Origin of the sequence: Paraburkholderia guartelaensis (assembly GCF_004353905.1) — a bacterium.
GTDB lineage: Bacteria > Pseudomonadota > Gammaproteobacteria > Burkholderiales > Burkholderiaceae > Paraburkholderia > Paraburkholderia guartelaensis.
Map to the genome: position 1 here is coordinate 43965 of NZ_SMOD01000029.1, position 24945 is coordinate 68909.

Here is a 24945-nt window from a genome sequence, read left to right on the forward strand (position 1 = left end):
GCCTCAGGCGTTCAGGAGTTGTTCCAGTCGTCCGAGCTGTCGTTGCTGCCCATATCGACACCGCCGCCGCCCGAGCCGTCGTCCCAGTCGTTCGACCCCTGGCCGAAGTCGAGGCCGCCGCCATTGTTGCCGTCGCGCTGAACGCGGCGGCCGTCGTCGTCGACATACACATCGCGCTCGATCACGCGGTCACGGCCATGGTTCAGGGCTTCGCCGAGCAGCACGCCAGTGAGCAGGCCACCCATGCCGCCCATGCCACCGCCGCCTTGCTGCACGATGACCTGCGGCGGTTGCTGCGGCGGCGCAGGCGGATACTGCGGCTGACGTCCGAAAGCGGCGTCGGCTTCTCGCGCGTAGCTGGAGTTGCTGCCGTAGTCCGGCGCCGCAGGCTGCGCATTCGGATCGGGGCGGCCTTCGGCGCGCGCCTTGAGGCTCGCGAACTGGCGTTCGAGATCCTCGATCTCATACGGCGGCCGCGGATTCGCGCTGTTCGAGAGCGTTTCGACGAGGCTGCGCAACTGCGCTTCGAGTCCTTCGACTTCCTTTTCGAGCGCTTCGTGACCGGGCGCTGTCGAGAGCTTCACGTCAAGCTTGAGCGAGCGCACGCCGTTGAGCAGCTCGGTGGCGCGCTTGAGTTGATCGCGGCGGTCGTCGCCGGCCTTCGCGTCTTCGGTGGACTTCGCGCGGCGCAGGGTCCAGCGCAGCACGAGCGCAATGCCAACCAACAAAATGGCGATACCGATCCACATACCCATACCAGGACCTCGCTTCTGTGGCGCGGGCGCGGCCAACTGCTGCTGCGTAAACGGGTTGCCCGTGCTGTTCGTGTTGACGCTGCCGGCGCGCGAGGCGTCGGAGCGAATCTTCGCTTCAACCTGAGCGAAACGTTGCGGCTGGGTGAAGCGAATTTGCGGATCGAGCGACTTCGCCTGCTCGACCTGGGCGAGCGCGTCACTGTAACGACCTTCGCGGTCGAGCACCTGCGCGTAGAGGTAGTGCGCGTGTGCGTTGTTCGGATGCGCCTGCAGGACTTCGGTCAGGCCGGAGTCGGCGCGCTGCCAGTCGCCCTGGGACATCGCAGATTCGATCTGCTGCACGCTAGGCACGGCAAACGCAACGCCGCCCGTGAAAGCGAGCGACGCGACAGCGATGCTGGCAGCGGCAAGAAACTTTTTCATGTTGCAGGCCGGGCGGATTGACGCCCGTCTCCATGGCATTCGATTCGGGGATGCGGCGCTATCGGGCGCCTGCCGACCATGCCGGCAGCACGCACCATGCCGCGCCGCATCCAGCACCCCGGCGCTTTACTGCGCTGGCGTGTTCATCTGCTTCTTGAGCGCCTCGAGGCGCTCGTCGACCGACGGCCCCTTGTTGAGTGCCGCGAGCTTGTCGTCGAGCGCCTTGCCGCTCGACTGGTCGGACGAATTCAAGCGGGCGTCCGAGCGCGCGTTCGACAGCGCGACCTTCTCTTCCAGCTTCTGGAAATCGCCGTCGAGATTCTTCCCGCCGATGCCGCCCAGTGCCGTGGCAGCGACATCCTTTGCCTGGGCGATCTGCTGCTTCGCCTGCAGGATGTTCGAGCGCGCGTTCAGATCGTTGCGGCGCTGGCGCATGTCGTCGATCTGCTGCTTCAGTTGATCGACCGACGGTTCGAGCTTCGCGAGTTCGCCCGCGAGCGCGTCGCGCTCGGCTTCGGCGGTTTGCTGCGCGCCGAGGGCTTCGCGTGCGAGCGCTTCGTCACCCGATTGCAGCGCGCGCTTCGCGCCGTCTTCGTACTTCTTCGCCTTGTCGGCGGCCACGTCGCGCTTGCTTTGCTGCGTCGCGACCTGCGCCTGGATCTCGACGAGCGAGTTCTCCGCACGGCCGATGCTGTCATCGAGCTCACGCACGATCTGGCGCGCGTCGCGCGACGGATCCTGCACAGAGTCGGCCGCGTCGTTGAGCAGGCCCTTGACAGTGCGGGAGATGGAGTCGAAAAGCGACATGAATTCCTCCAGTGAAATGAGATCGGCCATGGTGGGCCGAGGTGCGTGCATGCGGTTTGGCCTCACGCGCCAGCCGGTTGCAGATGGCAGATCCATCTGCCAGCTTACGCCGCTTTGCGCCTGTCGCGCATGCACGGCGAAAATCGGGGCGAGTGCGGCAATTGCAATAGCGTGAACGTGCATTCTTGCATGCGTGTGTTCTTCGCGACGAAGCCTGGCTGCGCGGCTCGAAGCACCGCTGCAGGCCCGGCGCCGCTATCGATCGCGGATATTACACCACGGCCCGTCTTAAAAGGGACTTAAAGGAATAGGGCCCGCACAGCGCTCGCGGGCGCGCGTGTAAGCGGGCGTTAAGCCGACTGTGACTCGTGCGTAGGGTGGCGCGGATGCGGCCCGTGTCAGGCGTATTTGCCGCCTTCGGGTGCGGCGTCGTCGCTGCGCGCTTCGTCGCGCGGATCGCTTGCGTCGCGCCGCGAGCGTGCGAAGGGCGCCGAGCTCAGCGGCTGCAGCGGTTCGACGTCCAGCGATTGCGCAGCGGCCGAATCGAGCGCGGCGCTTTCCGCTGCGGCGGCCGCTTCGGCGCTCATTCGGGCAACAGCCTGGGCGATTTCGCGCGCGGCATGGCTCACGTCCGCCTCGTCGGTGTGCGCGGCGGGCAAGGGGGCGTTTGGCGCTTGAGGCGTTGCCGCGTGGGTGGTGTCGTCGTCGTGAGTGGCCGCAGCCGCTTCGCTATCCTTTTGCGCGTCAGAATTCGCTTCGGCCGCACCGATAGCCGCCGCCGGCGGCCGGATCGCGCCCGCACGACCCACACGCAGCGGCTTCGCCGCCTTTTGCAGCACCTGGGCGAGGGCGTCGGGCTGACGCGGCGCGTTCAGCCGGTCGACGATGCTCGCGGCCTTCACCTGGTCGCTCGTAGCGCTGAACGCGATCACGGCGCGGCGCATGAGTTCGCTGATGCTGATGCCAAGTTCGTCGGCTGTGGCTGAGATCGCGCGCTTTTGCGCGGGCGTAACGAAGACGACGATGCGTTCGCTGGGCTTGTTCATGATCGACGGGCCGTTGGGTCGGCTTCGTATGACGTCGGTTTGCCTGCCTGCGCAACAGCTTTTTGTAAGAATGGATGCGTGCTCGCCTGGGCGCGGACAGGGGCGTGTAGCAGATCTTTCATCATAAGACGAGTGCGCCGATGCGCAATTGGAAGGTGCGCGACCAGGAACAACCCTGCCTGCAAGAATCTGCCATCAACAGGCAGTCGGCGTCTAATTTGTCGCGCGCCGGACGGGATGGTTATGAAACTTTTCGCGCATAAAGTCACGATATGCGCAAGTGAGCGCCTGGATTGCCAAAAAATCGGGCGGGAAGTGTTTTCCAAGAAACTCTTACAAAAAAAGCGCGACCCGGCGTCCGTGATTTCTTTAGAATGCGCTGTTACATTTCGCGAATGGCGCCTGAACGGGCGTGTATTCGCATGTGGCGTGCCGTAGTGCGCGCCGCGCGGCCGGACGGGGGCGTTGCCGGTCGCGCCGCGTCGCCGGGATTGAGCCGGCGACGTCGTATGCCGCATTGGCGCCATGACGCCGTGGTCGAGATCCATGCGCGCGAGTTGCGCGCAGCCGGCGCGCGCGAGACGCGCCCATCATTCCAGTCATGCCTATCATCAAACGACCGCCTTCACCGCAGTACCCGAACGAAGATCGGGAACCCTCCTTCAACAACGGGCGCCAGCCGCCTCGCCGGCCTGAATCGGGCGGCGGGTCCGGCGGCAACGGGCCGCGCGATGGGAGCCCGAAGCGGCGCTCCATCGGCACCACGCTCGCGCTCTGGTTCGTCGGCCTGATCGGCACGCTCTGCGTGGTCGGTGCGCTGCTCGTGGGCTACGCACTCGTCGTGATGGAGCCGCAACTGCCATCGCTCGACGCGCTCACCAACTATCAGCCCAAGGTGCCGCTGCGCATCTATACCGCCGATCACGTGCTGATCGGCGAGTTCGGCGAAGAGCGTCGTCAGCTCGTGCGCTTCCAGGATATTCCTGACATCCAGAAGAAGGCCGTGCTCGCCATCGAGGACTATCGGTTCTACGAGCACGGCGGCGTGGACTTCGTCGGCATCCTGCGCGCGGGCGTGGCCGACCTGATGCACGGCGGCGCCTCGCAGGGTGCGAGCACGATCACGATGCAGGTCGCGCGTAACTTCTTCCTTTCGAGCGAGAAGACCTACACGCGTAAGGTCTACGAGATGCTGCTCGCCTACAAGATCGAGCGCGCACTGACGAAGGACCAGATCCTCGAGCTGTACATGAACCAGATTTATCTGGGCCAGCGCGCCTACGGTTTTTCGGCGGCGGCGCGCGTGTACTTCGGCAAGGACCTGAAGGACATCACGGTGGCCCAGGCGGCGATGCTCGCGGGCCTGCCGAAGGCGCCTTCGGCGTATAACCCGATCGTCAATCCGCACCGCGCGAAGATTCGCCAGGAATACATCCTCAAGCGCATGCTCGACCTTGGCTACATCACGCAAGCGCAGTACGACGAAGCGATCAAGGAGCCGCTGCAGACGAAGACGGCCGGCACCGAATACAACGTGCACGCCGAATACGTCGCGGAAATGGTGCGGCAGATGATGTACGCACAGTACAAGGACGAGACGTATACGCGCGGCCTCACGGTGACGACGACGATCGATTCGGCCGACCAGGACGCCGCGTACGCGGCCGTGCGCAAGGGCGTGATGGACTATGAGCGCCGCCACGGCTATCGCGGACCGGAAGGCTTCGTGCAACTGCCCGCCGACGGCGACGACCGCGAGCAGGCGATCGAAGACGCGCTCACCGATCACCCGGACAACGGCGACCTCGTCTCGGCGGTCGTGACCGACGCGGGCCCGAAGTCGGTGACGGCGCAACAGCTCGACGGCACCTCGGTGACGGTGACGGGCGAGGGCCTGCGCTTCGTTGCGGCCGCGCTCTCGCCGCGCGCCTCGCAGGCGCTGCGCATTCGCCCGGGCTCGATCGTGCGCCTGATGGAGGATGCGAAGGGCAACTGGCAGATCACGCAGCTGCCGCAGGTCGAAGGCGCGCTCGTCTCGCTCACGCCGCAGGACGGCGCGATCCGCGCGTTGATCGGCGGCTTCGACTTCAACAAGAACAAGTTCAATCACATCACGCAGGCGTGGCGTCAGCCGGGCTCGAGCTTCAAGCCGTTCATCTACTCGGCTTCGCTGGAAAAGGGTCTTGGGCCGGCGACGATCATCAACGACGCGCCGCTGTACTTCCCGCCCAGCTCGCCGGGCGGCGACGCGTGGGAGCCGAAGGACGACGACCAGCCCGAAGGGCCGATGTCGATGCGCCTCGCGCTGCAGAAGTCGAAGAACCTCGTGTCGATCCGCATCCTCTCGTACATCGGCACGAAGTACGCGCAGGACTACGTGACGCAGCGCTTCGGCTTCGACGCGGACAAGACCCCGCCGTACCTGCCGATGGCGCTCGGCGCGGGCCTCGTCACGCCGCTGCAGTCGGCGGGCGCGTATAGCGTGTTCGCGAACGGCGGCTATCGCATCAATCCGTACCTGATCGCCGAAGTGGACGACGCGCACGGTCAGCCGATCCTGCGCGCGCAGCCGCTGGTGGCGGGCCAGAATGCGCCGCAAACGCTTTCGCCGCGCAACGCGTTCGTGATGAACAGCCTGCTGCACTCGGTGGCGACGGCGGGCACGGGCGCCGGCACCAACGTGCTCCATCGCAACGACCTGCAGGGCAAGACGGGTACGACCAACGACGCCAAGGACGGCTGGTTCGCGGGCTATCAGCGCACGCTGGTCGCCGTGGCGTGGATGGGTTACGACCAGCCGAAGAGTCTCGGCAGCCGCGAATTCGGTGCACAGCTCGCGCTGCCGATCTGGGTGGAGTACATGCAGCGTGCGCTGCGCGGCGTGCCGCAGGAAGAGCCGGTGATGCCCGAGGGCCTGACGACGATCAACGACGAACTGTACTTCTCGGACATGACGCCGGGTAACGGCTTCGTGGCGAGCATCGGTCTGGACTCGGCGAACCCGGCGGGTGCTGCGAGCGACGCAAGCGGCGCGACCGGCAGCATGGGTCCTGGCGGCATGACGCCGCCGAGCGTGACCACGACGGAGAAGAAGCAGATCATGGACCTGTTCGAATCGAACAAGCCTTGATTCTGGCTTGGTGAGTTCTGCAGGATAAACACGGCGCGTCGGCAACGGCGCGCCGTGTTTTGTTTGGTGAGCAGAATTTCCTTGTGGGCCAAGGAGTTGGTTGAGCTTTCCAGGGCTTTTCCACAGGGCTGTCAACGGAATCTGTGGGTAACTCCCGCGCTGAGTTTTCCACAGTTTTTGTTGAAGCCCCTGTTCATAACCCTGGGATATCGAAGCTAACTGGCTGACGCCAAAGGCTTTGTTCACAGACAAGCCGTATGAGGCATCGCGCCTCAAAACACATCGTCAGAACGCAGTCCGAAGGTTTGGCTGTGCGAACCGCGTGAATACGTGACGGCCTGAATGGGCAGGAATACGAACAGCTCCACGGTAGTGAAACGAACAGAACAGGACTACGCAGTGTCCCGGCTCTGTGGCGCGCAGAGCGCCGCTTCGATCGCGTCTTCCAGCCGGTCGTTACCCCAGAACATCTCCTCGCCGACGAAAAACGTCGGTGCGCCGAAGATGCCGAGATCGCGAGCCGCCTGCGTGCGCTCGCGCAACCGCAGCCGGTTCGCTTCGCTGCCGGCTTCTTCGATGAGCCGCTGTGCCGGCAAACCCAGCGCGGTGAGCATCTGTGTGACGGCTTCGGGCGAATCGACTTCGCGGTCGTCGCCGTAATTGCGCGTCATGACGGCGCGGCACCAGTCGGGTAGCCACGGTTCGTCGGTGGCGAGCACGGCGATGCGCGTCGCGAGCACAGTGCGACGGGGAAATTCGGTGGGTTGTTGCCACGGCAGCGCGTATTTGCGGCACTGTCGACGCATGTCCTGCCACACATAGGCGCCTTTTTCCTTCTGCACGACAAAGGGCGGACCCTCCCAGCCGATTGCGTCGAGAATGGGGCCGAGAAGGAAGGGCCGCCAATGAACATCCACGCCATTTCGCGCCGCGAGCGCGGCGATGCGCATCACGCTGAGATAGCTGTAGTTGCTTGAGAGGTCGAACCAGAAGTCGAGCGATGGGCGGGGCATGCTGTCGTCTCCATGAAGCGGTTGCGCCGGCGTGCGCGGCGCTTGCGATCATGGTACGCCGAGACGCCCGGACAATCGCGAGTGTTACTTGCCTTGCGCGGCGGCTCCAGCGTCCGATGCGGACGCGGCAGCGGCCGTGTCCGTCCCGCGTCCGCTGCCGAGCGTCGCCGGGTTGACCGGCGGATTGCCCATCGCCTGGAAGAGGGCGGCCGTATCGGAAAGCCGCGTGCCGCGATAGCGGATTTCGTCGAGCCGTGCGTTGCGCCATTGCTGCTCGCTTTGGCGCACTGCGTACCACGGCACCGCGCCGAGCTTGTAGCGCGCGTTGGTGTCCTCGTAGACGCCCTGGGCCGTGCGTGCCGACGTACTGGCCGCGTCGAGCGCCTGGGCGTCGTGATCGAGCGCGGCGAGACGATCGGCGACATCCTGGAACGCCGTGAGTACCGTTTGCTTATAGGTGTCGTTGGCTGCCTCGTAGGACTGCAATGCCGCGCGCCGCTGGGCGACGAGTGCGCCGCCGTGGAAGATCGGCTGCGAAAGCGAAGCGCCGATCGCCCACAGCGCGCCCGCGCCGGAAGTCACCACCGGCCAGCTGAAGCCGCCCTGGCCGAGCGCCGCCGAAAGCGTGATGCTCGGGTACATCTGCGCGGTGGCGGCGCCGACGCCCGCTGCGGCCGCCTTGAGCGTGGCTTCGGCGGCTTCGATGTCGGGACGGGTTCTCAGGAGTTCTGAAGGGATGACTACCGGCACCTGCGCGGGCAAGGTCAGGCTGGCGAGATCGAGGTCGGGCGGCGCCTGGTCCGGTGTGCGGCCGATCAGCACGGCGAGCGCATGGCGCTGTGCGACCCATTGCTGACGCAGCCCCGGCAGACTCGCCGCGAGCGACGCCGCGCTCTGCTGCGCGCTGAGCAAATCGGTGTGCGAGGCCGAGCCGAGCGCGTAGCGCTTTTGCACGTCGTCGGCCTGCGCATTGGCGAGCGCGATCAGTTGTTCGGTCGTGTCGATCTGCGCATGCAGCGTTGCCGCGCCGAGCGCACTTGCCACGATGTTCGCCGCGAGCGCGCGCTGCGCGGCTTCGAACTGGAACGCCTGCACGTTCACGCGCGAGGCGAGCGCGGCGTTGTTCAGGCGGGTCGCGCCGAACACGTCGAAGGTGTAGCGAACGTCGATCAAGCCCGCAAAAATCCCGTATTGCAGCTGGTCGATGCCGAACTGCGGGATCGCGGGTTGCTGCTGGCGTTGCGCGATGCCGATGGCGTCGACGGTTGGCAGGAGCGAACTGCCGATCTGGCCGCGCAACTGCTCGCGCGCGGCTTGCAGGTTGTGGTCGGCGGCGGCGAGGTTCGGGCTGTTGGCGAGTCCCTCGTTCACGAGCGCATCGAGCGTGTCGGAGCCATAGAGCGTCCACCATTGCGGCACCGGTTCCGCGCCCGTCACGAACTGCTGCGCAACGCCCTGGGCGGCGACCGTCTGTGCCGGTTGCGCCTGCGCACCATAGTGCTCGGGCTGCGGCATGGCGGGCGGCTCACCGGTCGGGCCCATCGCGCAGCCGGCCAGCGCGAGCGCTACGCATGCGGCGAGCAAGCCCGGCGCGAGTGGAAAACGTGTTGCGTGCAAACGCGCCGTCTCGCGCGCGCCCGACGCCAATGTCGAAGAATCCATCTTCATGATGCCTGTTCCGGCGTCTTGCCGGTCTCGTCAGTCTCGCTGCTGCGCACGCGGAACGCGGCCGCGTAAGCCGCGGGCAGGAAAAACAGCGTGAGCACGGTCGCAATCGTGATGCCGCCCATCAGCGCCGTCGCCATCGGTCCGAAGAAGTTCGACCGCAAGAGCGGAATGAGCGCGAGCACGGCGGCCGCGGCGGTCAGCATGATCGGCCGGAAGCGGCGTACCGTTGCACCCACCACGGCGTCGAAGCGCTTGTGTCCGCCGCGAATGTCCGTTTCGATCTGATCCACGAGAATCACCGAGTTGCGCATGATGATCCCGAACATGGCGATCACGCCGAGCATGGCCACGAAGCCGAACGGCTGCCCGAACGCGAGCAGGGCGATCACCACGCCGATCAGACCGAGCGGCGCGGTCAGCACGACCATCAGCACGCGCGTGATGCTCTGCAGCTGGATCATGAGCAGCGTGAGCACGGCGATGGCGAGCACCGGCAACTGCGCGAAGATGGACGCTTGGCCCTTCGCGCTTTCCTCCACGGAGCCGCCCACCTCGATGTGGTAGCCGGGCGGCAGCGCGCGCTTGATCGACTCCAGTTTGCCGTCGAGCGCATGCGTGACGTCGATGCCCTGCGCGCCCGCTCGCACGTCCGATTGCACGGTGATCGTGGGCTGCCGGTCGCGCGACCAGATTACGCCGTACTCCAGATCGTTGGCGAGATGCCCGAGCGCGCCGAGCGGCACCGGTCCGTTGGGCGTGGGCATGGCGAGCGTGAGCAGGCGCGCGGGATCGACGCGCTCGGCCGCGGGCGAGCGCAGATCGACGCTGATGAGCTTGTCGCGCTCGCGAAACTGCGTGACGGTATAGCCCGAGTACGTCATCTGCAGGAAGTTGGCGATGTCCTGCGACGAGACATTGAGCGCGCGCGCCTTTTGCTGGTCGATCTGGAAGTGCAGTGAGCGTCCTGCCGGCTCGTCCCAGTCGAAACTGACGTTGTCGGTGCGCGGATCGGCGCGCATCGTCGCCGCCACCTTGTTCGCGATGTCGCGCACGGTCGGGATGTCGTCGCCGCTCACGCGGAACTGCACGGGGTAGCCGACCGGCGGCCCGTTCTCGAGCCGTGAGAGACGCGTGCGGATGGCCGGGAACTTGTCGCGCAGCATCGGTTCGAGCCAGCTTGCGAGCTTCTCGCGGTCTTCGACCGACTTCGTCGTGATCACGAACTGCGCGAAGTTGGGCTGCTGCAACTGCTGATCGAGCGGCAGATAGAAGCGCGGCGCGCCGGTGCCGACGAAATCGATGAAATGGTCGATCTCGGGGCGGCTCTTGATCGCCGCTTCGAGGCGCTTCGTCTGGCGCAGTGTTGCATCGATCGACGCGCTTTCGGGCAGGCGCACGTCCACGAGCAGTTCGGGCCGGTCGGAACTCGGGAAGAACTGCTGCGGCACGAGCTTGAAGCACGCAAGTGCGGCCACGAAAAGCACGATTGTCAGTACGAGGACGATGGGATGGCGCTCGATGCACCAGCCGATCCAGCCGCGCAGGCGCCGATAGAAACGCGTGTCGTAGATGTCGTGCTCGTGATCCTCGCCATGGGCGGCGTTCGCCGCATTCGGATCGGGCTTGCGCTCCGGCAGCAACCGGTAGCCCAGCAGCGGAATCAGCACGACGGCCGCGAACCACGAGGCGATCAGCGCGATCGCGGACACCTGGAAGATCGAGCGCGTGTACTCGCCGGTGCTCGACCGCGCGAGCACGATGGGCAGGAAGCCCGAAACGGTCACGAGCGTGCCGGTGAGCATCGGGAACGCGGTGCTGGTGTAGGCGAATGCGGCGGCGCGCGTGCGGTTCCAGCCCTGCGCGAGCTTCACCGCCATCATCTCGACGGAAATGATGGCGTCGTCCACGAGCAGGCCGAGCGCAAGCACGAGCGTGCCGAGCGAAACCTTGTGCAGACCGATGCCGAAGAGGTACATCGCGAGCGAGGTGACGGCGAGCACGATCGGAATGGTGATGACCACCACCATGCCCGTGCGCACGCCGAGCGAGACGAGGCTCACGAGCAGCACGATGCCCACGGCCTCGGCCACGGCCTCGACGAAGTCGTCCACCGAGCGCGAGACCGCATCGGGCATGCTCGACACCTCGACGAGCTTCAGGCCCGCGGGAAGCTGCGCGCGCAACTGCTCGACGCGCGCATCGAGCGCCTTGCCGAGGCGGATCACGTCGCCGCCCGGCTGCATCGTGAGGCCGATGCCGAGCACTGCCTGGTCCTGGAAGCGCATCTGCGTGGCGAGCGGCTCGTCATAGCCGCGCCGGATCGTCGCGATGTCGCCCAGGCGGAATGTGCGGTCGTTTACGCGGATCAACGTATCGGCGATGGCGTTGAGGTCCTCGTACTGGCCGCTCGGGCGCACGAACACGCGGTCGTCGGCGGTCGTGAGCGTGCCCGCGGCGGAGACGCTGTTCTGCGCGCCGATCACCTGGCCGAGCTGCGTGGGCGAGATGCCGAGGCGCGTGAGCTGCGTGTTCGGAATCTCGATGTAGATGCGCTGCTGCGGATCGCCGAAATAATCGACCTTGCCAACGTCGGGCACGCGCAGCAGTTGCTCGCGCAGCTTGTCCGCGTAGTCGTGCAGTTGCGCGGGCGAAAAGCCGTCGCCCTCCAGCGCGTAGATGTTGGTGTAGACGTCGCCGAACTCGTCGTTGAAGAACGGCCCTTGCACGCCCTGAGGCAGCGTGTACGCGATGTCGCCAACCTTCTTGCGCACCTGGTACCAGGTCTCGCGCACTTCGCTTACGGGCGCGGAGTCCTTCATCGTGAAGAACACCAGCGATTCGCCGGGCCGCGAATAGCTGCGCAGAAAGTCGATATAAGGCGTTTCCTGAAGCTTGCGGCCGATGCGGGTCGTCACCTGGTCCTCGACCTGGCGAGCGCTCGCGCCGGGCCAGAAGGTCTGGATGACCATCACGCGGAACGTGAAGGGCGGATCTTCCGATTGCGCGAGACGCGTATACGCGAGCGCGCCGAAGATCGTTGCCAGCGCGACGAGAAAGGTGACGAGCGCCCGATGCCGCAGCGCCCACGCCGACAGGTTGAAGCGGCCCTCTTCGTGATCTGCGCCGGGACCCGAGTCCGTCGTCTGGCTCATGACGCGAAGTCCTCGGGATGCAGCGGCGCCACCGGCCGTACCTGCTCGCCCGCGTGGACCGTGTGGACGCCTTGCAGCACGATGCGCTCGCCGTCCTGCAATCCACCCGCCACGGTGATCGTGCGCGCGTCGTAGCGCGTGACGCTCACGCGCCGCAGCTGCAGCACGTTGTCGGGCGTGTGGATGACCCAGATGGCGGGCGCTTGGCCGTCGTGGAAGAGCGCGGTGGCCGGCACCGTAAACACGGCCGGCGCATTGGCCTCGCTCGGGGCCGCGAACGCCACGTTGGCGGTCATGCCGAGACGCACATCGGCATCGGGATGCTCGAGCGTTAGCTTCGCGCGCCACGTGCGGCTTTGTGGGTCCGCCGCGGCGGCGAGTTCGCGCAGGCGCGCCGTGTAGTGACGGCCGGGCAGGGCGCCGAGCGTCACCTGCGCGACGTCGCCGGTGTGCAGCGCCGCCACGGCGCGCTCGGGCAGGTCACACACCACATCGACGTCGCCGCTCCACGCGAGCTGGTAGACGGCCTGGCCGGCCTGCACGTTCTGGCCGGTATCCGCGTTTTCGGCGGTGATGACGCCGGCGTGATCCGCGACGATCTGCGTGTAGCGCAACTGGTTCTTTGAGAGCGCAAGCTGCTGCTGCGCCTGATCGCGCTGGGCCGCGGCCGATGCGTAGGCATCCTGCGTTTGTTCGAGCTGCGCGCGGGCGATGAGATTGGCCGCAGACTGGGCCGTGTCGCGATCGAGCTGCTGCTTCGCGAAAACGAGGCGATGCTGCGCGGCGTCGAATTGGGCCTGCGCGCTTGCTGCGTTCTTTTCGAAGTCCGCCGGATCGAGCCGTGCGAGGGTCTGGCCGGGCTTGACGCTGTCGCCCAGGCGCACGCTGCGCTCGATGATCTTGCCGTTCACGCGAAACGACAGCGGCGTGGCGTTGCGCGCCTCGATATCGCCGGGGTAGACGGGGCTCACGCCGCCGCCGTCGGGATGCACGGTCATCGAGACGACCGGGCGCGGCTGCGGCGGCGCCTCCTTTTCCTTGCCGCAGGCAGCGAGCGCGGCAACACCGAGCACGAGAAGCACATTCGCGGTATGCCGCCGCCACGGCGCACTGAACTTACCGGTACCACTGCGCATCCTGCTCGATGCGCCACGACCGCAACGATTCACCTGGACCTCGATAGGCTGGGTGCGCACGCAGACCGCAATACCGCCAGACCGATAGCGCCGCCGTTGAGTCGCGGGCGCGGCGCGGCTCGCGCGCCGACCCGGACTTGGGATGATGAGTCGGATTCTAATACAACCTTGTATCCGAGTGCGAAACTGAATCCGAGGAATGTTTCAGTGCTAGACTCGCGTCAATCCGTGACACATAACGACGCCCCACGCCATGAAGCGCATTCGACTCACCCGCGAACAAAGCCGCGACCAGACGCGCGAGCGCCTGCTCGACGCTGCACAGGCCATGTTCATGAAAAAAGGGTTCGTAGGCGCGAGCGTCGAGGACATCGCGCACGCGGCGGGGTACACGCGCGGCGCGTTCTACTCGAATTTTTCCGGCAAGTCGGACCTGCTCGTGGAATTGCTGCGGCGCGATCACGAAGCCATGCAGACCGACCTGCGCGCCATCTTCGAGTCCGAGGTCTCGCGCGAGCAGATGGAGGCGCGCGTGCTGTCCTACTACAGCCGCATGCCGCAGGACAACAAGGTCTTCCTGCTGTGGGTGGAAGCCAAGCTGCTGGCCGCGCGCGACGCACGCTTTCGCACGCGCTTTAACGCGTTCATGAAGGAAAAGCGCGAGAGTCTTGCCGCGTATATCGAGGAATTTGCCGCGCGCCTCGGCATGCCGGTGCCCTTCGACCCGGAATTGCTCGCGGTTGGCCTGATCGGGCTGTGCGACGGCGTGCAGTTTCTCGCCACTGCCGATCCGCAGCACGTCACGCCGCCGGTCGTCGAATCGGTACTGGGGACTTTTTTCGCGCGCGTCGTGTTCGGCCGCGACGCGTGAGTCCAGCGCGCAAGCAGCCCACTGCGGGCGTGCTTCAGGAGCCGAGGCCAGGGCCGTAGTTGCTGCCGATCAGCCGCGTAACGGACGCGACGTCGTGGTAGTCCTGCTCCGGCATGCCATCGAGGATCGCCAGCACCTCGTTGCTGGCGCCAGCGTCGCGCGCGGCGTCCACGAGTTCGTCCTTGTTGGCGGGCCAATGCACTTCGCGCAGCACGTCGGCGAATTGCAGGTCGATGGGTTCGTCAGGAATGCGAGAGGCTGACATGCGTGGCGTCCTTTGCGCGGGCGGCCGGCGTTGGCGGTCCGCGTCGTCGTCTCGTTTGTTGTGCGGATTTTGTTCAGACTTTGTTCGCGCTTTGTTTGCATTGCAGCGCGCAGCGCTAGCGCCGCGCCACAAGCATACACAATCCGCCTCGCACGCCTTCGCGGCGTGCGCACGCGCTGCTCATTTGCCGCTCATGCGCCACTTTCTTTGCCGCTTGTTCGCAAACGGGAGTAACGGTTGGGCTCAGGTCTGCTCGTGCAGATCCGGGCTTAGCGTTTTGTCCAGCCGATGCGACTTGGGCAGCGTGAGGTACTCCCAGTGTTGCGGACCGTTTGCGGTTACAGGCACGTTGGGGGCGGGGGGCGCCACGGGGGCGTCGTAGGCGTGGGACTGTCCACTCGCGAGCGGGATGTGCGCGCTGGTCTGGGTGACCGGTGAGTCCTGCGCGGTGCGTACCGGAGCGGCGAAGCAAGACGCCGACAACAGCACGGTGGTCATCAGTGTCGAGGTTTTCATCGCTCGACCTCCTTTCTCATGCGGCCCATAGGTCGCAGCAAGCGCCGTACCGCATCCGCCAGCGTGGGTGGCAGTGCAGGCAGCCGCGCCAGCCGGGGCGGCCCGGCGCGCCGCTACGCGAAGGCGCAACGAGCCGCCTGGACGGCTCATGTGCGCGAGGCGCATACGGAAATACCATGATGGCAGGAAATGAGCCGACACGTCTCGAACGCGCGTGCTTTTTTACCGGCGCCGCCGTTACGCGGGATTAAAGCGAGGGCCCGCGCAGCGCCTCGAAACGCGTCCAGGGCCACGACGGGCGGTCGCGCATATAGCCGTTGAGCCAGTTCCATTGCGGATGGCGCTGCATGAATGCCTGGGCGTCGAACGGGCGGCCGCACGGATGGCCCCAGCGCGCCCAGAACGACAGATCGCGCGCCATTTCGCTGTCGACCACCTTGCCGTCGTTCGCGCCCCATGGGTTGAACGGCCCGTGGTCTGCGCCGCCGAAGCGCGCGTCGTCGAGTTCGAGATGGCCGCAGATCGTGCGCGAGCACGGGTTGTCGCTGCGCTCGAGGTAGACGTCGTGGTGGTCCGCGATCATCGCTTTCGCGAGTTCGGCGTCGATCGCGCCGCGATGCTCCTGCGCGAGTTGCATGAAGCGCAGGCGGCGCGCGCCATTGCGGCGCACGTCGGTGTAGTCGTCGGCTTCGCCGGTGCATTCCTGGTTGCGGATCTTGAGGTCCGTCGCCGCGTTGAAACCGCTGTAGAAGCCGTCTTTCGTGCTTTCGAAGCCTGCATGCTGCAGGCCCAGTTCATAGCGCGCGATCTCGCCCGTTTTGGTGTCGCCGAGCAGCCAGCTGTTCACGTAGCCCGCGTTGTTCGCCTGCGCGAACATCTCGCACCACTGCGCGATGCTCGACGCATACTGCGTCGCCCGGCGCGAGCGATAGAACTCGGGGGCGCCGTTCGCGCGGTAGCCGACGAAGTTCGAGATGGTCGTCTCCGTCACCATCAGGCCCGCGCCGTTGATCCAGAAGTCGGTGAGGCTCGAGATGCAGCCGGGCAGGCCCTGCATGAGGATGCGGTGCCCCGAGTCGGGCACGATATCGAACACGATGTTGAAGGCGTCGCCGGCCGCGTAGCGGTCCCACGAGTTGTGCGCCATGACGATGCGGCCGTCGCGCGTCGCGCTGCCCGTGGCGATGAAGGCGCTGCAGTGGTGGCCCCGCCGCCCGCGCCACGGGCGCACGGCGCCTTGCCCCTGTGCCCCCTGCTGCGCTGCGGCATGAACCGGCCACCAGCTCTGCAGCAGGTCCATGTAGCCGTTCCAGGCGAGCACTTCGGCGAACTTCAGACCGGCGCCGTCGGCGATGCCCTGGATCTCGTCGGCGAATTCGGTGTCGAGGCGCGGCGCGAACTGCACGATCGCCGCGTTGACGAAGGTGTCGAAGTCCTCGCCTGTGTCCCATTTCGCGAGGTAGCGCGCGGTGCGAATCGCGTTGCGTATTTCGTTGGCGAGCAATTTGCCGTGCTGCTCGCCCCGGTCGTAGGGCTCGCCCTGCAAGTGCACGAATATCCAGCCCGCGTGGTCGCGGCGTACGGCTTCGAGTGAGGGTTCGCTCATCTTCGCTCCGGTCATCCCCCCGTCGATTCTCGCTGCCTTCTGCGCGCGCGTTCGTACGCAGGCGCACGGCATGGGCTGCGTAGCGCGTTTCCCTCTAGATTCTAGAAAATCCGTTGCGCTTTGCCACGCACCTCGCGCGCCGGCGAAGCCTACCGCTCCGCGTTCATGCGCTGATAGGCGTCGAGCAGCGAAGTCTTGTACACCACGCCCGCGAGCGTCGGCTCGCGCGTGCTTTCGACCACGGGCAGACGCTCGCCCTGAAACGACATGAAGTGCTGCAGGCCGACGGCGAGCGGCATGTCGGGCGTGAGCACGTCGAACGTCGGCTTCAGGTAGTCGCGGGCGTGCTTGTTCGCGGTGTCGCGCTTTTGCAGCAGGTCCGACGTGATGTCGGCCAGCGCAACCGCGCCGAGAAAGCGCCCCGTCTCGTCGGTCACGTAGAGGTACTTGACCGGATATTCGAGGAACACGCGCGTCATCTCCTGCACCGTGGCGCTCTCCAGCACGACCGTCTGCGCGGGGCGCACCAGCTCGCGCATCTGCGTCATGCGCAGGCGCATGCGTTCGGCTTCCTCGCGGTTGCGATGCAGCGTGATTTCGTACATCGACGCCTTGCCGATCGCGCGCGCGACGAAATACGCAACCACGCACGAGAGCATGAGCGGCAGCACCACCTGGTAGCTCAGCGTCATCTCGAAGATCATCAGGATCGCCATGAGCGGCGCCTGGGTCGCGCCCGCGAGGAACGCGCCCATGCCCACCATCGCGTAGGCGTACGACGCGGAGGTGCCGTCGGGCCAGAGCGCGTGCATGCCCTGGCCGAACAGGCAGCCGAGCACGGCGCCCATGAAGAGCGTCGGCGTGAACACGCCGCCCACGGCGCCCGAGCCAACCGTCGCGGCCGTCGCGATGAGCTTGAAAACGAGCACCGTGGCGAGCGCGGTCCAGGTCCACGGCGAATGGAGGATGGAGTTCACGACGCTATAGCCGTTGCCCCACACCTCGGGCGTCCACACGGAAAGGATGCCGACCACGAGACCGCCGAGCGCGAGCCGCACGGGCAGCGGCGCGTTGATGCGGCCAAAGCCTTTTTTCGCGGTGGCCATCATCATGAGGAACTGCGGCGCGAGCGCGCCGCACAGCAGGCCGAGCGCCACGAAGAGCAGCACCTCGACACCCGTCACCGGCGGGAACACGGGCATCTCGTACGGCGGCTTGTAGCCCGCGAACTCGCGCATGGTGATGTTGGCGACCACGGAGGAAACGACGATCGGCCCGAAGCTTTCCATGACGATGGAGCCGAGCACGATTTCGGTCACGAAGAAGGCGCCGGCGATGGGCGCGTTGTACGCCGAGGTGATACCGGCCGCCGCGCCGCACGCGACGAGCAGGCGCAGCCGCGACGGATCGAAGTGGACCCAGCGGCCGATCAGCGAGGCGGCGAGGGCGGCGAGCTGCACCATCGGGCCTTCACGGCCGATCGAGCCGCCGCTCGCGATCGTGAAGAGCGACGAGAGGCTGCGCCAGATGCTCGTGCCCACCGGCATGACGCCGTCGCCGATCGCCACCGCCTCGATGTAGTCGGCGTGCATCGCCTTGCCGTTGCTGCTGGGCGCCTTGCGCCGCGCGAGCAGCAGCAGGCATCCCGCGATGAAGCCGCCTACGGCCGGCATCCAGATACGCCGGTGCCACGGCAGGTGGCGCGCCATCTCGACGAGGCTGCCTTCGCTGCCCGTGAAGAGCATTTGCACATGCGCGATGCCCTCGCGAAAGATCACGGTCGCAAACGCACCCGCCACGCCGACGATGACCGACCAGATCAGCATCGTATGGGCGTCGGACAGGCGAAAGAGATCGCGGGCGCGGGTGCGCAGTTTCAGCAGGAATGACAGCACGGCGGGCAGGTCAGGTTACGGGTGAAAGAAAACCGCACGTGCGCGGGGCGCGACGTGCGGCGGGAAGCATAACGGGTGCGCTGCGGCAATTGCGTGCCGCATGCACGAAACCAGGCGACTGCGGATACCTTCCACGGCCCGCGCGCGCTCAGCGCATGGCCCGGTCGAGTTCGGGGTAGTGCCGGAAGATGCCCGTTTCGTTGAACGGCAGCCGCCGCTCCGAGTCGAGATAAGCGGCGATATGCGGGCGCTTCGCCACCGCGTCGCGCAGCGCGACGACATGCGGATAGTGGTCCGCGAAATGCTTCGTCGCCTTTGGAAACGCGTAGCGCAGGCCCTCGACGATCTGAAACATCGACAGATCGACATAAGTGAGCAAGTTGCCCACCATGTGGCGCGGGCCGTCCGGATTCTGCGCGAGCACGCGTTCGAAATAGCTCATGAATTTCGGAATGCGATGCGCGATGAAATCCGCCGAGCGCGCCTTCGCCGCATCCTTCTGGTCCTCGTAGTAGAGGCCGCTTGCGATCGGATGATGGGTGTCGTGCGCCTCGGTCACGAGGTCCGCGATCGTGAGCTGCAGCCCGTTCGCCACGACGCGCAAGCCCTCGTCGCGCGGCGCGAGCTTGAGCTTCGGGCCGAGATAGAAAAGGATATTGGCGGTCTGCGGCACGATCAGGTCGCCGTCCTTGAGAAAGGGCGGGGCGTAGGGCGGATACGGCTCGGCGCTCTCCAGTTCGCCCATCATCGCGCCGATGCCGAGGCCGTCCTTCTTCTCGCCGCGCGCCACGTCCACGTAGGGCGCCTGCGCCTCTTCCAGCGCGAGCCGCACGAATTCGCCCCGGCCCTGCAGACCGTCCCAGTAATAGAGCTCGTATGCCATCGGTCGTCCCCTTGCGTTCATGGCCGTGCTCGCCACGGCCTGCGCGGCCGCCGCCCACGCAACGGGCGGCAACGCACAGTATCGCTCGCAACGGTCGCGCCTGGTTCGCGCGTGGCGCACGCTCGCTCGATGGCGCAAGGGCGCCGCGCGCAGAAACGCAAAAAGCCCCGCCGCATGCGGGGCCGGTGGCCGGCAGCGCCGGCGCACAGGGACTCGGGTCGGGGCGCGTGGCCCTTGGGCGCCGGATCATCCGAACAGGCGCTGCACGCCCCAGGTGATCGCGAGACCGCCGCCGACCAGCCAGAGGTAGATGATGAAGCCGGCGGTCAGCGCCCGCGGGCCGGCCTGGCGAATCTGCGAGACGCGCGTCTCGATGCCGAGCGCCGTCATCGCCATCGTGAGCGCGAAGGTGTCGAGCGTGTTGACCGCGTGGGTGGCCGTTTCGGGCAGCACGTGGAGCGAATTGACGATCACGAGCGCGAGGAAGCCGAGCGCGAACCAGGGCACCGCGAGCTTACGCGCGCCGCCGTGGCTGGCGTGGCCGTCTGCCGCTGCCTTGCTGCGCGCCGAGCGATTGAGCCACACGCCGAGCACGAGCAGCACCGGCACGAGCAGCATCACGCGCGTCATCTTGACGATGGTGGCGATGTGCGTGGCCTCCGGGCTCACATTGCTCGCCGCGCCCACCACCTGCGCGACCTCGTGGATCGTGCCGCCGAAGAAGAGCCCCGCGCCGAGCGTATCCAGATGCAGCCAGCCCGCGCGGAACAGCACCGGGTAGAGGAACATCGAAAGGGTGCCGAACAGCACGACGCTGCCGACAGCCATGGCGCTCTTGTGCGGCTTCGATTGCAGCGTGGATTCGAAGGCGAGCACGGCCGCTGCGCCGCAGATCGCGCTGCCGGCCGCCGTGAGGATGGCGGTGTCGCGATCGAGCTTGAGGAGCTTCATGCCAACCCAGGTGCCGATCAGGAGCGTGCTCACGACGATCACGACGGATTCGACGAGCCCCGGCACGCCGACCTGGGCGATTTCCTGCAGGCTCACGCGCAGCCCGAAGAACGCCACGGCGATGCGCAGCAGCTTGCGCGCGGAGAAGTTCACACCGGCGGCCCAGCTTTCGGGCATGCCGTCGCGCAGCGCATTGCCATAGACCGCACCCGCGACGATGCCGACGATCAGCGGGCTCATGCCGAGCCCGGCGATGGCGGGCAGCGAAGCGACGCTGGTGACGGCCGCCGCGAAGAGCGCGACGAACAGCACGCCGTTGAGCTGCCCGCGGGTGGACGGCGATGATGCGTGCGCAAGACTGGGTGTAGACATGACGGCCTCTCTACCGGGCGAGCCGGTCGAAAAATGGGGTAGCGAACAGGTCGCTATCGAATGGCCTAATCCTAATTTAGATATATCGATATGAAAAATCGTGATTTGTGAAGTAATATATAGGACAACACGATGGTTTTCCACGATGACCCCGGAACAACTGATAACTTTCGCTGCCGTCGCCGAGCATCTCAATATCAGTCGAGCTGCGCTGGCATTGCATTTGTCGCAGCCGGCCGTTTCGGGCCAGTTGCGGCTGCTGCAGGAGGAAATCGGCGAGCCGCTCTATCAGCGCGATGGCCGGGGAGTGCGCCTCACGCCCACAGGCGAACAACTTGCGGGCTACGCGGCGCGCCTGCGCGACACCTGGCGCGACGCGCTCGCCTACCGCGACGCGTTGCGCGGCCTCGAGCGCGGCACGCTGCGCATCGGCGCGACCACCACGCCCGCGAGCTACCGGCTGCCGTATCTGGTGGCGCAGTTCCACGGCCGCTATCCGCAGGTCAAGCTCGAAACGTCGAGCGGAAATTCGACGGACGTCGTGGGCATGCTCGGCGCGGTCGATATCGCACTGATCGAAGGCCCGGTGGGCGAGCAGTTGCCGCCGGATACCGCCGTGCATGCCTGGCACGAGGACGAAATCGTCGCGATCGTGCCGCGCTCGCACGCGCTGGCGTCGCAGCTCGACGCGCAAGGCGATGCGGCTGGAGCAATGCCGGCCATCACCGTGGAAGCGCTCGCCCAGTGGCCGCTCGTCCTGCGCGAGGATGGCTCGGGCGTGCGCCAGGTGGTCGAGCGCGCGTTCGCACGCGCGGGGGTGCCCATGCGCGTGGCGCTGGAGATCGCGGGCGTGGAGGGTGTGAAGGAGGCGGTGCGCGCGGGCATGGGCATCGGCTTCGTCTCGGCCATGTCGATGCGTCACGAGAATGGTGCGTTGCGGCAGATCAGCCTTGGCCCCAAGCCGCTCGCGCGGCGCTTCTCGATCCTGGTGCCGCACGCGGGCGCGGCGTCGCGCGTCGCGCAGCGCTTCCTGGAACTGTGTCTCGCCGACGTTCCAGGCGCCTGATTCATCTGACCCAGGGCAATCCAGAATGGCGGCGTGAGCGGCTAGCGCGCACTATCCGCCGTAACCAACCGGCGCGCAGGCGCTTTTTTTTGGACTGGATTTGGAACCGGTTCCAAGAAACGCAAAGTACGCGCGGGTGGCAGTCAACAGGAAGAAGGCAATGGCGGAAGTAGCAATCGTGGCGAGCGCGTTCGGCGCGCAGGCAATCTGGCGTGACGGTCACGCGGCGTGGAGCCGGCCGGCGCGGCGCGCGGGCGCTCACGCGTTCGAAGTGCGGCGCGAGCTGATGCACGATGCCGACGCGCAGCCCGAAGCGCTGCGCGCGCTCGGAACAGCGCTCGCGAACGAGGGTTTGTGGCGCGTCTGGTCCACGCCGGACGCGTTGTATGGCGAGGATGGCGCGCTCGACGAGGCGGCGCTTGGCGCCGCGGTCGCCGCGGGTCGTGCGCTCGGGGCGCGTTTCGTGAAGCTGCAACTCGGCGGTTTTGCGGGTGACGCCAGCGCGGCGCGCCTCGCGAGCCTGCTCGACGAACTGGGCGCGCGCACGGGCGACACCGCTGAAGCGAGCCACGGCCCGCGCGTCGTCGTCGAGAACGGCCAGCTCGAGCAGGGCGGCAAGCTCGACCAGTTCATCGGCCTTTTCAACGCGTTGCGCGATGGTGGCGCACCGGGCGTGATCGGCATGACATTCGACATCGGCAACTGGCAATGGCCGGGCGAGCCGCCGCTGCTCGCTGCCGCCGCGCTCGCGCCGTACGTCGAATACATCCATTGCAAGGCCGTGGTAGGCGAGGGCGCACGCCGCTTTGCCGCCGCGCCGGATGACGACGACACGCTGTGCCGCGCCGCACTCGCGCTGCTGCCGACGCACGTGCCGCGCGGCATCGAATTTCCGTTCGATCCGGCGCGCGTGCAAGACGACGCCGCGCATTACGTCGAATGGCTCGCGGCCGCCTGAGCACCGCGCGAAGTCTCGAAGCCGAGCCCCAGACTCTCCATACGATTCATCAGGAACGCATCTCATGACCGAAGCACTCGATGTCATCACCTACGGCGAAGCGATGGCGATGTTCGTCGCCACGGAGCCGGGGCCGCTCGCCCAGGTCACGCATTTCACGAAGCGCGCGGCGGGCGCGGAACTCAATGTCGCGACCGGCCTCGCGCGCCTCGGTTTCAAGGTGGGCTGGATGAGCCGCGTGGGCGCCGATTCGTTCGGCGAGTTCGTGCGCGACGTGCTCGCGCACGAAGGCATCGACGCGCGCTGCGTAAGCACCGACACGCGTTTTCCGACCGGTTTCCAGCTGAAGTCGAAGAACGACGACGGCAGCGATCCCGCTGTCGAATACTTCCGCCGCGGTTCGGCGGCGAGCAAGCTCTCGGCTTGCGACTATCAGGCCGACTATGTGCTCGGCGCGCGCCATCTGCACCTGAGCGGCGTGGCGCCCGCGATCTCCTCGTCGTCGCGCGAACTGGCGTTCAAGCTTGCTCACGAGATGCGCGCCGCGGGCCGCACGATCTCGTTCGACCCGAATCTGCGCCCGACGCTCTGGGGCTCGCAAGCCGAAATGGTTGGCACGCTCAACGAACTCGCGAGCTTCGCCGACTGGGTGCTGCCCGGCGTCGGCGAAGGCCGCGTGCTGACGGGCTCGGACGACCCGGAAGCCATCGCGCAGTTCTATCTTGCGCGCGGCGCGCGCGGCGTGATCGTCAAGCTCGGCGCAGAAGGCGCTTACTACGCCACGGCCGAAGGCGAGCAGGGCCGCGTCGCGGCGCAGCGCGTGGAGCGCGTGGTCGATACCGTCGGTGCCGGCGACGGCTTCGCGGTGGGCGTGGTGAGCGCGCTGCTCGAAGGACGCCCGCTTGCTGCGGCCGTCGCTCGTGGCAACCGCATCGGCGCGCTGGCTGTCCAGGTGATCGGCGACTCGGAAGGGTTGCCGACGCGCGCGCAGCTCGATGCGCTCGAAAGCGCGCAAGCGCAGGCAGCCGCATAGCGGAACAAGCGGCGCAACGCCTTAGCGCGGCGCGCCGAATGACATGAGACCAGAGGGCGGAACTGACAGGTACCGAGCCCCCATTGAACTGGAGACACCGATGACCTCAACCTCGCTCGCGCCACGCCGCTGGTGGGCAATCATGCCGATCGTGTTCATCACGTACAGCCTCGCCTACCTTGACCGCGCCAACTACGGCTTCGCCTCGGCGGCCGGCATCAATCGCGATCTCGGCATCAGCCCGGGGCTCTCGTCGCTGATCGGCGCGCTGTTCTTCCTCGGCTACTTCTTCTTCCAGCTGCCGGGCGCCGTGTATGCGGAGCGCCGCAGCGTGCGCACGCTCGTGTTCGCGAGCCTCGTGCTGTGGGGCGGCTGCGCCGCGCTCACGGGCGTCGTCACGAACATTCCGTCGCTCATGGCGATCCGTTTCGTGCTCGGCGTGGTCGAGGCGGCCGTGATGCCCGCCATGCTCATCTTCATCAGCAACTGGTTCACGAAGAAGGAGCGCTCGCGCGCCAACACGTTCCTGATCCTCGGCAATCCGGTCACGGTGCTGTGGATGTCGGTCGTCTCGGGCTATCTCGTGCATGCCTTCGGATGGCGTCACATGTTCATCGCGGAAGGCGTGCCGGCTGTCGTGTGGGCCGTGTGCTGGTGGTTGCTCGTGCGCGACAAGCCCTCGCAGGTCACCTGGCTCTCCGACGATGAAAAGCGCGCGCTCGACGCCGCGATGCGCGCCGAGCAGGCCGCCATCAAGCCGGTGCGCAACTACGCCGAGGCGTTCCGCACGCCTGCCGTGATGCTGCTCTCGGCGCAGTACTTCTGCTGGAGCATTGGCGTGTACGGCTTCGTGCTGTGGCTGCCCTCGATCGTGAAAAATGGCTCGGCGCTCGGCATGGTCGAAACGGGCTGGCTCTCCGCGGTGCCGTACCTCGCGGCGACTATTGCGATGCTCGCTGCCTCGTGGGCGTCGGACAAGCTCGACAATCGCCGCGCCTTCGTGTGGCCGTTCCTGCTGGTCGGCGCACTGGCCTTCGCGCTCTCCTACGCGCTCGGCTCGACGCACTTCTGGATCTCGTACGCGCTGCTCGTGGTGGCGGGCGCGGCGATGTACGCGCCGTATGGCCCGTTCTTCGCGATCGTGCCGGAACTGCTGCCGAAGAACGTGGCCGGCGGCGCGATGGCGCTCATCAACAGCATGGGCGCGCTCGGCTCGTTCGTCGGCTCCTATGTGGTCGGGTATCTGAATGGCGCGACGGGCTCGCCTGCGGCATCCTATGCGTTCATGAGCGTGGCGCTGCTCGTTTCGGTGGGCCTCACGCTCGCCGTCAAGCCGCAGCGCGCCGCGGCCCGTGCTTATGCATCGCCGGCTCACGGAAAATAACCTCTCCTTTCTAGC

At 66.6% G+C, this 24945-nt stretch carries 19 protein-coding genes; 6 read left to right on the forward strand and 13 right to left on the reverse strand.

Annotated features, from left to right (window positions below):
- Positions 1-11: 11 nt before the first annotated feature.
- The 3 genes from E1N52_RS30210 to E1N52_RS30220 form a co-directional block, all read right to left on the reverse strand.
- Entirely contained in the window at positions 12-1178 is a 1167-nt protein-coding gene (locus tag E1N52_RS30210; RefSeq protein ID WP_133186754.1) for a tetratricopeptide repeat protein, read from the reverse strand.
- A gap of 126 nt (positions 1179-1304) precedes the next feature.
- Complete coding sequence (locus tag E1N52_RS30215; protein WP_069265671.1) at positions 1305-1985, reverse strand: PspA/IM30 family protein; 681 nt, start codon at positions 1983-1985, stop codon at positions 1305-1307.
- Between the two features lie 398 nt (positions 1986-2383).
- Positions 2384-3031 carry a hypothetical protein gene (locus E1N52_RS30220; RefSeq protein WP_133186756.1) on the reverse strand — a complete coding sequence of 216 codons (648 nt, stop codon included), beginning with the start codon at positions 3029-3031 and terminating at the stop codon, positions 2384-2386.
- 601 nt (positions 3032-3632) lie between these two features.
- Here E1N52_RS30220 and E1N52_RS30225 point away from each other — a divergent pair.
- A complete protein-coding gene (locus E1N52_RS30225) occupies positions 3633-6161 on the forward strand; it encodes a penicillin-binding protein 1A (RefSeq protein ID WP_133186758.1) in 2529 nt (842 codons plus the stop codon).
- A 392-nt stretch (positions 6162-6553) separates the two neighbouring features.
- Here E1N52_RS30225 and E1N52_RS30230 read toward each other — a convergent pair whose 3' ends face one another.
- From E1N52_RS30230 to E1N52_RS30245, 4 genes are all read right to left on the reverse strand, one after another.
- Positions 6554-7174 (reverse strand): 2-hydroxychromene-2-carboxylate isomerase, encoded by a 621-nt coding sequence (locus tag E1N52_RS30230; RefSeq protein WP_133186760.1) that lies wholly within the window; start codon positions 7172-7174, stop codon positions 6554-6556.
- An 84-nt stretch (positions 7175-7258) separates the two neighbouring features.
- A complete protein-coding gene (locus tag E1N52_RS30235) occupies positions 7259-8842 on the reverse strand; it encodes an efflux transporter outer membrane subunit (protein ID WP_425468159.1) in 1584 nt (527 codons plus the stop codon).
- Complete coding sequence (locus E1N52_RS30240; protein WP_133186762.1) at positions 8839-11994, reverse strand: efflux RND transporter permease subunit; 3156 nt, start codon at positions 11992-11994, stop codon at positions 8839-8841. The genes E1N52_RS30235 and E1N52_RS30240 overlap by 4 nt, the downstream gene beginning before the upstream one ends.
- Positions 11991-13130 carry an efflux RND transporter periplasmic adaptor subunit gene (locus E1N52_RS30245; RefSeq protein ID WP_133186764.1) on the reverse strand — a complete coding sequence of 380 codons (1140 nt, stop codon included), beginning with the start codon at positions 13128-13130 and terminating at the stop codon, positions 11991-11993. Before E1N52_RS30245 ends, E1N52_RS30240 begins: the two co-directional genes overlap by 4 nt.
- Before the next feature lie 253 nt (positions 13131-13383).
- Here E1N52_RS30245 and E1N52_RS30250 point away from each other — a divergent pair, with 253 nt between their 5' ends.
- A complete protein-coding gene (locus E1N52_RS30250) occupies positions 13384-14001 on the forward strand; it encodes a TetR/AcrR family transcriptional regulator (protein WP_133186766.1) in 618 nt (205 codons plus the stop codon).
- Positions 14002-14035: 34 nt separating this feature from the next.
- Here E1N52_RS30250 and E1N52_RS30255 read toward each other — a convergent pair whose 3' ends face one another.
- From E1N52_RS30255 to E1N52_RS30280, 6 genes are all read right to left on the reverse strand, one after another.
- Complete coding sequence (locus E1N52_RS30255) at positions 14036-14266, reverse strand: DUF2795 domain-containing protein (RefSeq protein ID WP_133186768.1); 231 nt, start codon at positions 14264-14266, stop codon at positions 14036-14038.
- A gap of 243 nt (positions 14267-14509) precedes the next feature.
- The gene (locus tag E1N52_RS30260; RefSeq protein WP_133186770.1) at positions 14510-14782 is read right to left on the reverse strand and encodes a hypothetical protein; all 273 of its coding nucleotides are present in this window, start codon (positions 14780-14782) and stop codon (positions 14510-14512) included.
- A gap of 247 nt (positions 14783-15029) precedes the next feature.
- The gene (locus E1N52_RS30265; RefSeq protein ID WP_133186772.1) at positions 15030-16388 is read right to left on the reverse strand and encodes a C45 family autoproteolytic acyltransferase/hydrolase; all 1359 of its coding nucleotides are present in this window, start codon (positions 16386-16388) and stop codon (positions 15030-15032) included.
- Between the two features lie 149 nt (positions 16389-16537).
- Complete coding sequence (locus E1N52_RS30270; RefSeq protein WP_133186774.1) at positions 16538-18283, reverse strand: ClcB-like voltage-gated chloride channel protein; 1746 nt, start codon at positions 18281-18283, stop codon at positions 16538-16540.
- Positions 18284-18431: 148 nt separating this feature from the next.
- On the reverse strand, positions 18432-19166 hold the full coding sequence (locus tag E1N52_RS30275; protein WP_133186776.1) for a glutathione S-transferase: 735 nt from the start codon (positions 19164-19166) through the stop codon (positions 18432-18434).
- A gap of 246 nt (positions 19167-19412) precedes the next feature.
- Positions 19413-20489, reverse strand: coding sequence for a YeiH family protein (locus tag E1N52_RS30280; RefSeq protein ID WP_133186778.1), 1077 nt, complete (start codon positions 20487-20489; stop codon positions 19413-19415).
- A gap of 145 nt (positions 20490-20634) precedes the next feature.
- On the opposite strand from E1N52_RS30280, the gene E1N52_RS30285 reads away from it, so the two are divergent.
- The 4 genes from E1N52_RS30285 (at position 20635) to E1N52_RS30300 (ending at position 24930) form a co-directional block, all read left to right on the forward strand.
- The gene (locus E1N52_RS30285) at positions 20635-21555 is read left to right on the forward strand and encodes a LysR family transcriptional regulator (protein WP_133186780.1); all 921 of its coding nucleotides are present in this window, start codon (positions 20635-20637) and stop codon (positions 21553-21555) included.
- 160 nt (positions 21556-21715) lie between these two features.
- Complete coding sequence (locus E1N52_RS30290; protein ID WP_133186782.1) at positions 21716-22513, forward strand: TIM barrel protein; 798 nt, start codon at positions 21716-21718, stop codon at positions 22511-22513.
- Between the two features lie 64 nt (positions 22514-22577).
- Positions 22578-23546 (forward strand): sugar kinase, encoded by a 969-nt coding sequence (locus E1N52_RS30295; protein ID WP_133186784.1) that lies wholly within the window; start codon positions 22578-22580, stop codon positions 23544-23546.
- Positions 23547-23646: 100 nt separating this feature from the next.
- Complete coding sequence (locus tag E1N52_RS30300; protein WP_133186786.1) at positions 23647-24930, forward strand: MFS transporter; 1284 nt, start codon at positions 23647-23649, stop codon at positions 24928-24930.
- Positions 24931-24945: the final 15 nt, after the last annotated feature.

What these genes read in the sequence shown, in the direction of transcription:
- E1N52_RS30290 (WP_133186782.1), top strand. Translation starts at nt 21,716, where the DNA reads ATGGCGGAAGTAGCAATCGTGGCGAGCGCGTTCGGCGCGCAGGCAATC.
- E1N52_RS30225 (WP_133186758.1), top strand. Translation starts at nt 3,633, where the DNA reads ATGCCTATCATCAAACGACCGCCTTCACCGCAGTACCCGAACGAAGAT.
- E1N52_RS30250 (WP_133186766.1), top strand. Translation starts at nt 13,384, where the DNA reads ATGAAGCGCATTCGACTCACCCGCGAACAAAGCCGCGACCAGACGCGC.
- E1N52_RS30280 (WP_133186778.1), bottom strand. Translation starts at nt 20,489, where the DNA reads ATGTCTACACCCAGTCTTGCGCACGCATCATCGCCGTCCACCCGCGGG.
- E1N52_RS30275 (WP_133186776.1), bottom strand. Translation starts at nt 19,166, where the DNA reads ATGGCATACGAGCTCTATTACTGGGACGGTCTGCAGGGCCGGGGCGAA.
- E1N52_RS30240 (WP_133186762.1), bottom strand. Translation starts at nt 11,994, where the DNA reads ATGAGCCAGACGACGGACTCGGGTCCCGGCGCAGATCACGAAGAGGGC.
- E1N52_RS30245 (WP_133186764.1), bottom strand. Translation starts at nt 13,130, where the DNA reads ATGCGCAGTGGTACCGGTAAGTTCAGTGCGCCGTGGCGGCGGCATACC.
- E1N52_RS30230 (WP_133186760.1), bottom strand. Translation starts at nt 7,174, where the DNA reads ATGCCCCGCCCATCGCTCGACTTCTGGTTCGACCTCTCAAGCAACTAC.
- E1N52_RS30265 (WP_133186772.1), bottom strand. Translation starts at nt 16,388, where the DNA reads ATGAGCGAACCCTCACTCGAAGCCGTACGCCGCGACCACGCGGGCTGG.
- E1N52_RS30260 (WP_133186770.1), bottom strand. Translation starts at nt 14,782, where the DNA reads ATGAAAACCTCGACACTGATGACCACCGTGCTGTTGTCGGCGTCTTGC.
- E1N52_RS30285 (WP_133186780.1), top strand. Translation starts at nt 20,635, where the DNA reads ATGACCCCGGAACAACTGATAACTTTCGCTGCCGTCGCCGAGCATCTC.
- E1N52_RS30295 (WP_133186784.1), top strand. Translation starts at nt 22,578, where the DNA reads ATGACCGAAGCACTCGATGTCATCACCTACGGCGAAGCGATGGCGATG.
- E1N52_RS30235 (WP_425468159.1), bottom strand. Translation starts at nt 8,842, where the DNA reads ATGAAGATGGATTCTTCGACATTGGCGTCGGGCGCGCGCGAGACGGCG.
- E1N52_RS30210 (WP_133186754.1), bottom strand. Translation starts at nt 1,178, where the DNA reads ATGAAAAAGTTTCTTGCCGCTGCCAGCATCGCTGTCGCGTCGCTCGCT.
- E1N52_RS30255 (WP_133186768.1), bottom strand. Translation starts at nt 14,266, where the DNA reads ATGTCAGCCTCTCGCATTCCTGACGAACCCATCGACCTGCAATTCGCC.
- E1N52_RS30220 (WP_133186756.1), bottom strand. Translation starts at nt 3,031, where the DNA reads ATGAACAAGCCCAGCGAACGCATCGTCGTCTTCGTTACGCCCGCGCAA.
- E1N52_RS30215 (WP_069265671.1), bottom strand. Translation starts at nt 1,985, where the DNA reads ATGTCGCTTTTCGACTCCATCTCCCGCACTGTCAAGGGCCTGCTCAAC.
- E1N52_RS30300 (WP_133186786.1), top strand. Translation starts at nt 23,647, where the DNA reads ATGACCTCAACCTCGCTCGCGCCACGCCGCTGGTGGGCAATCATGCCG.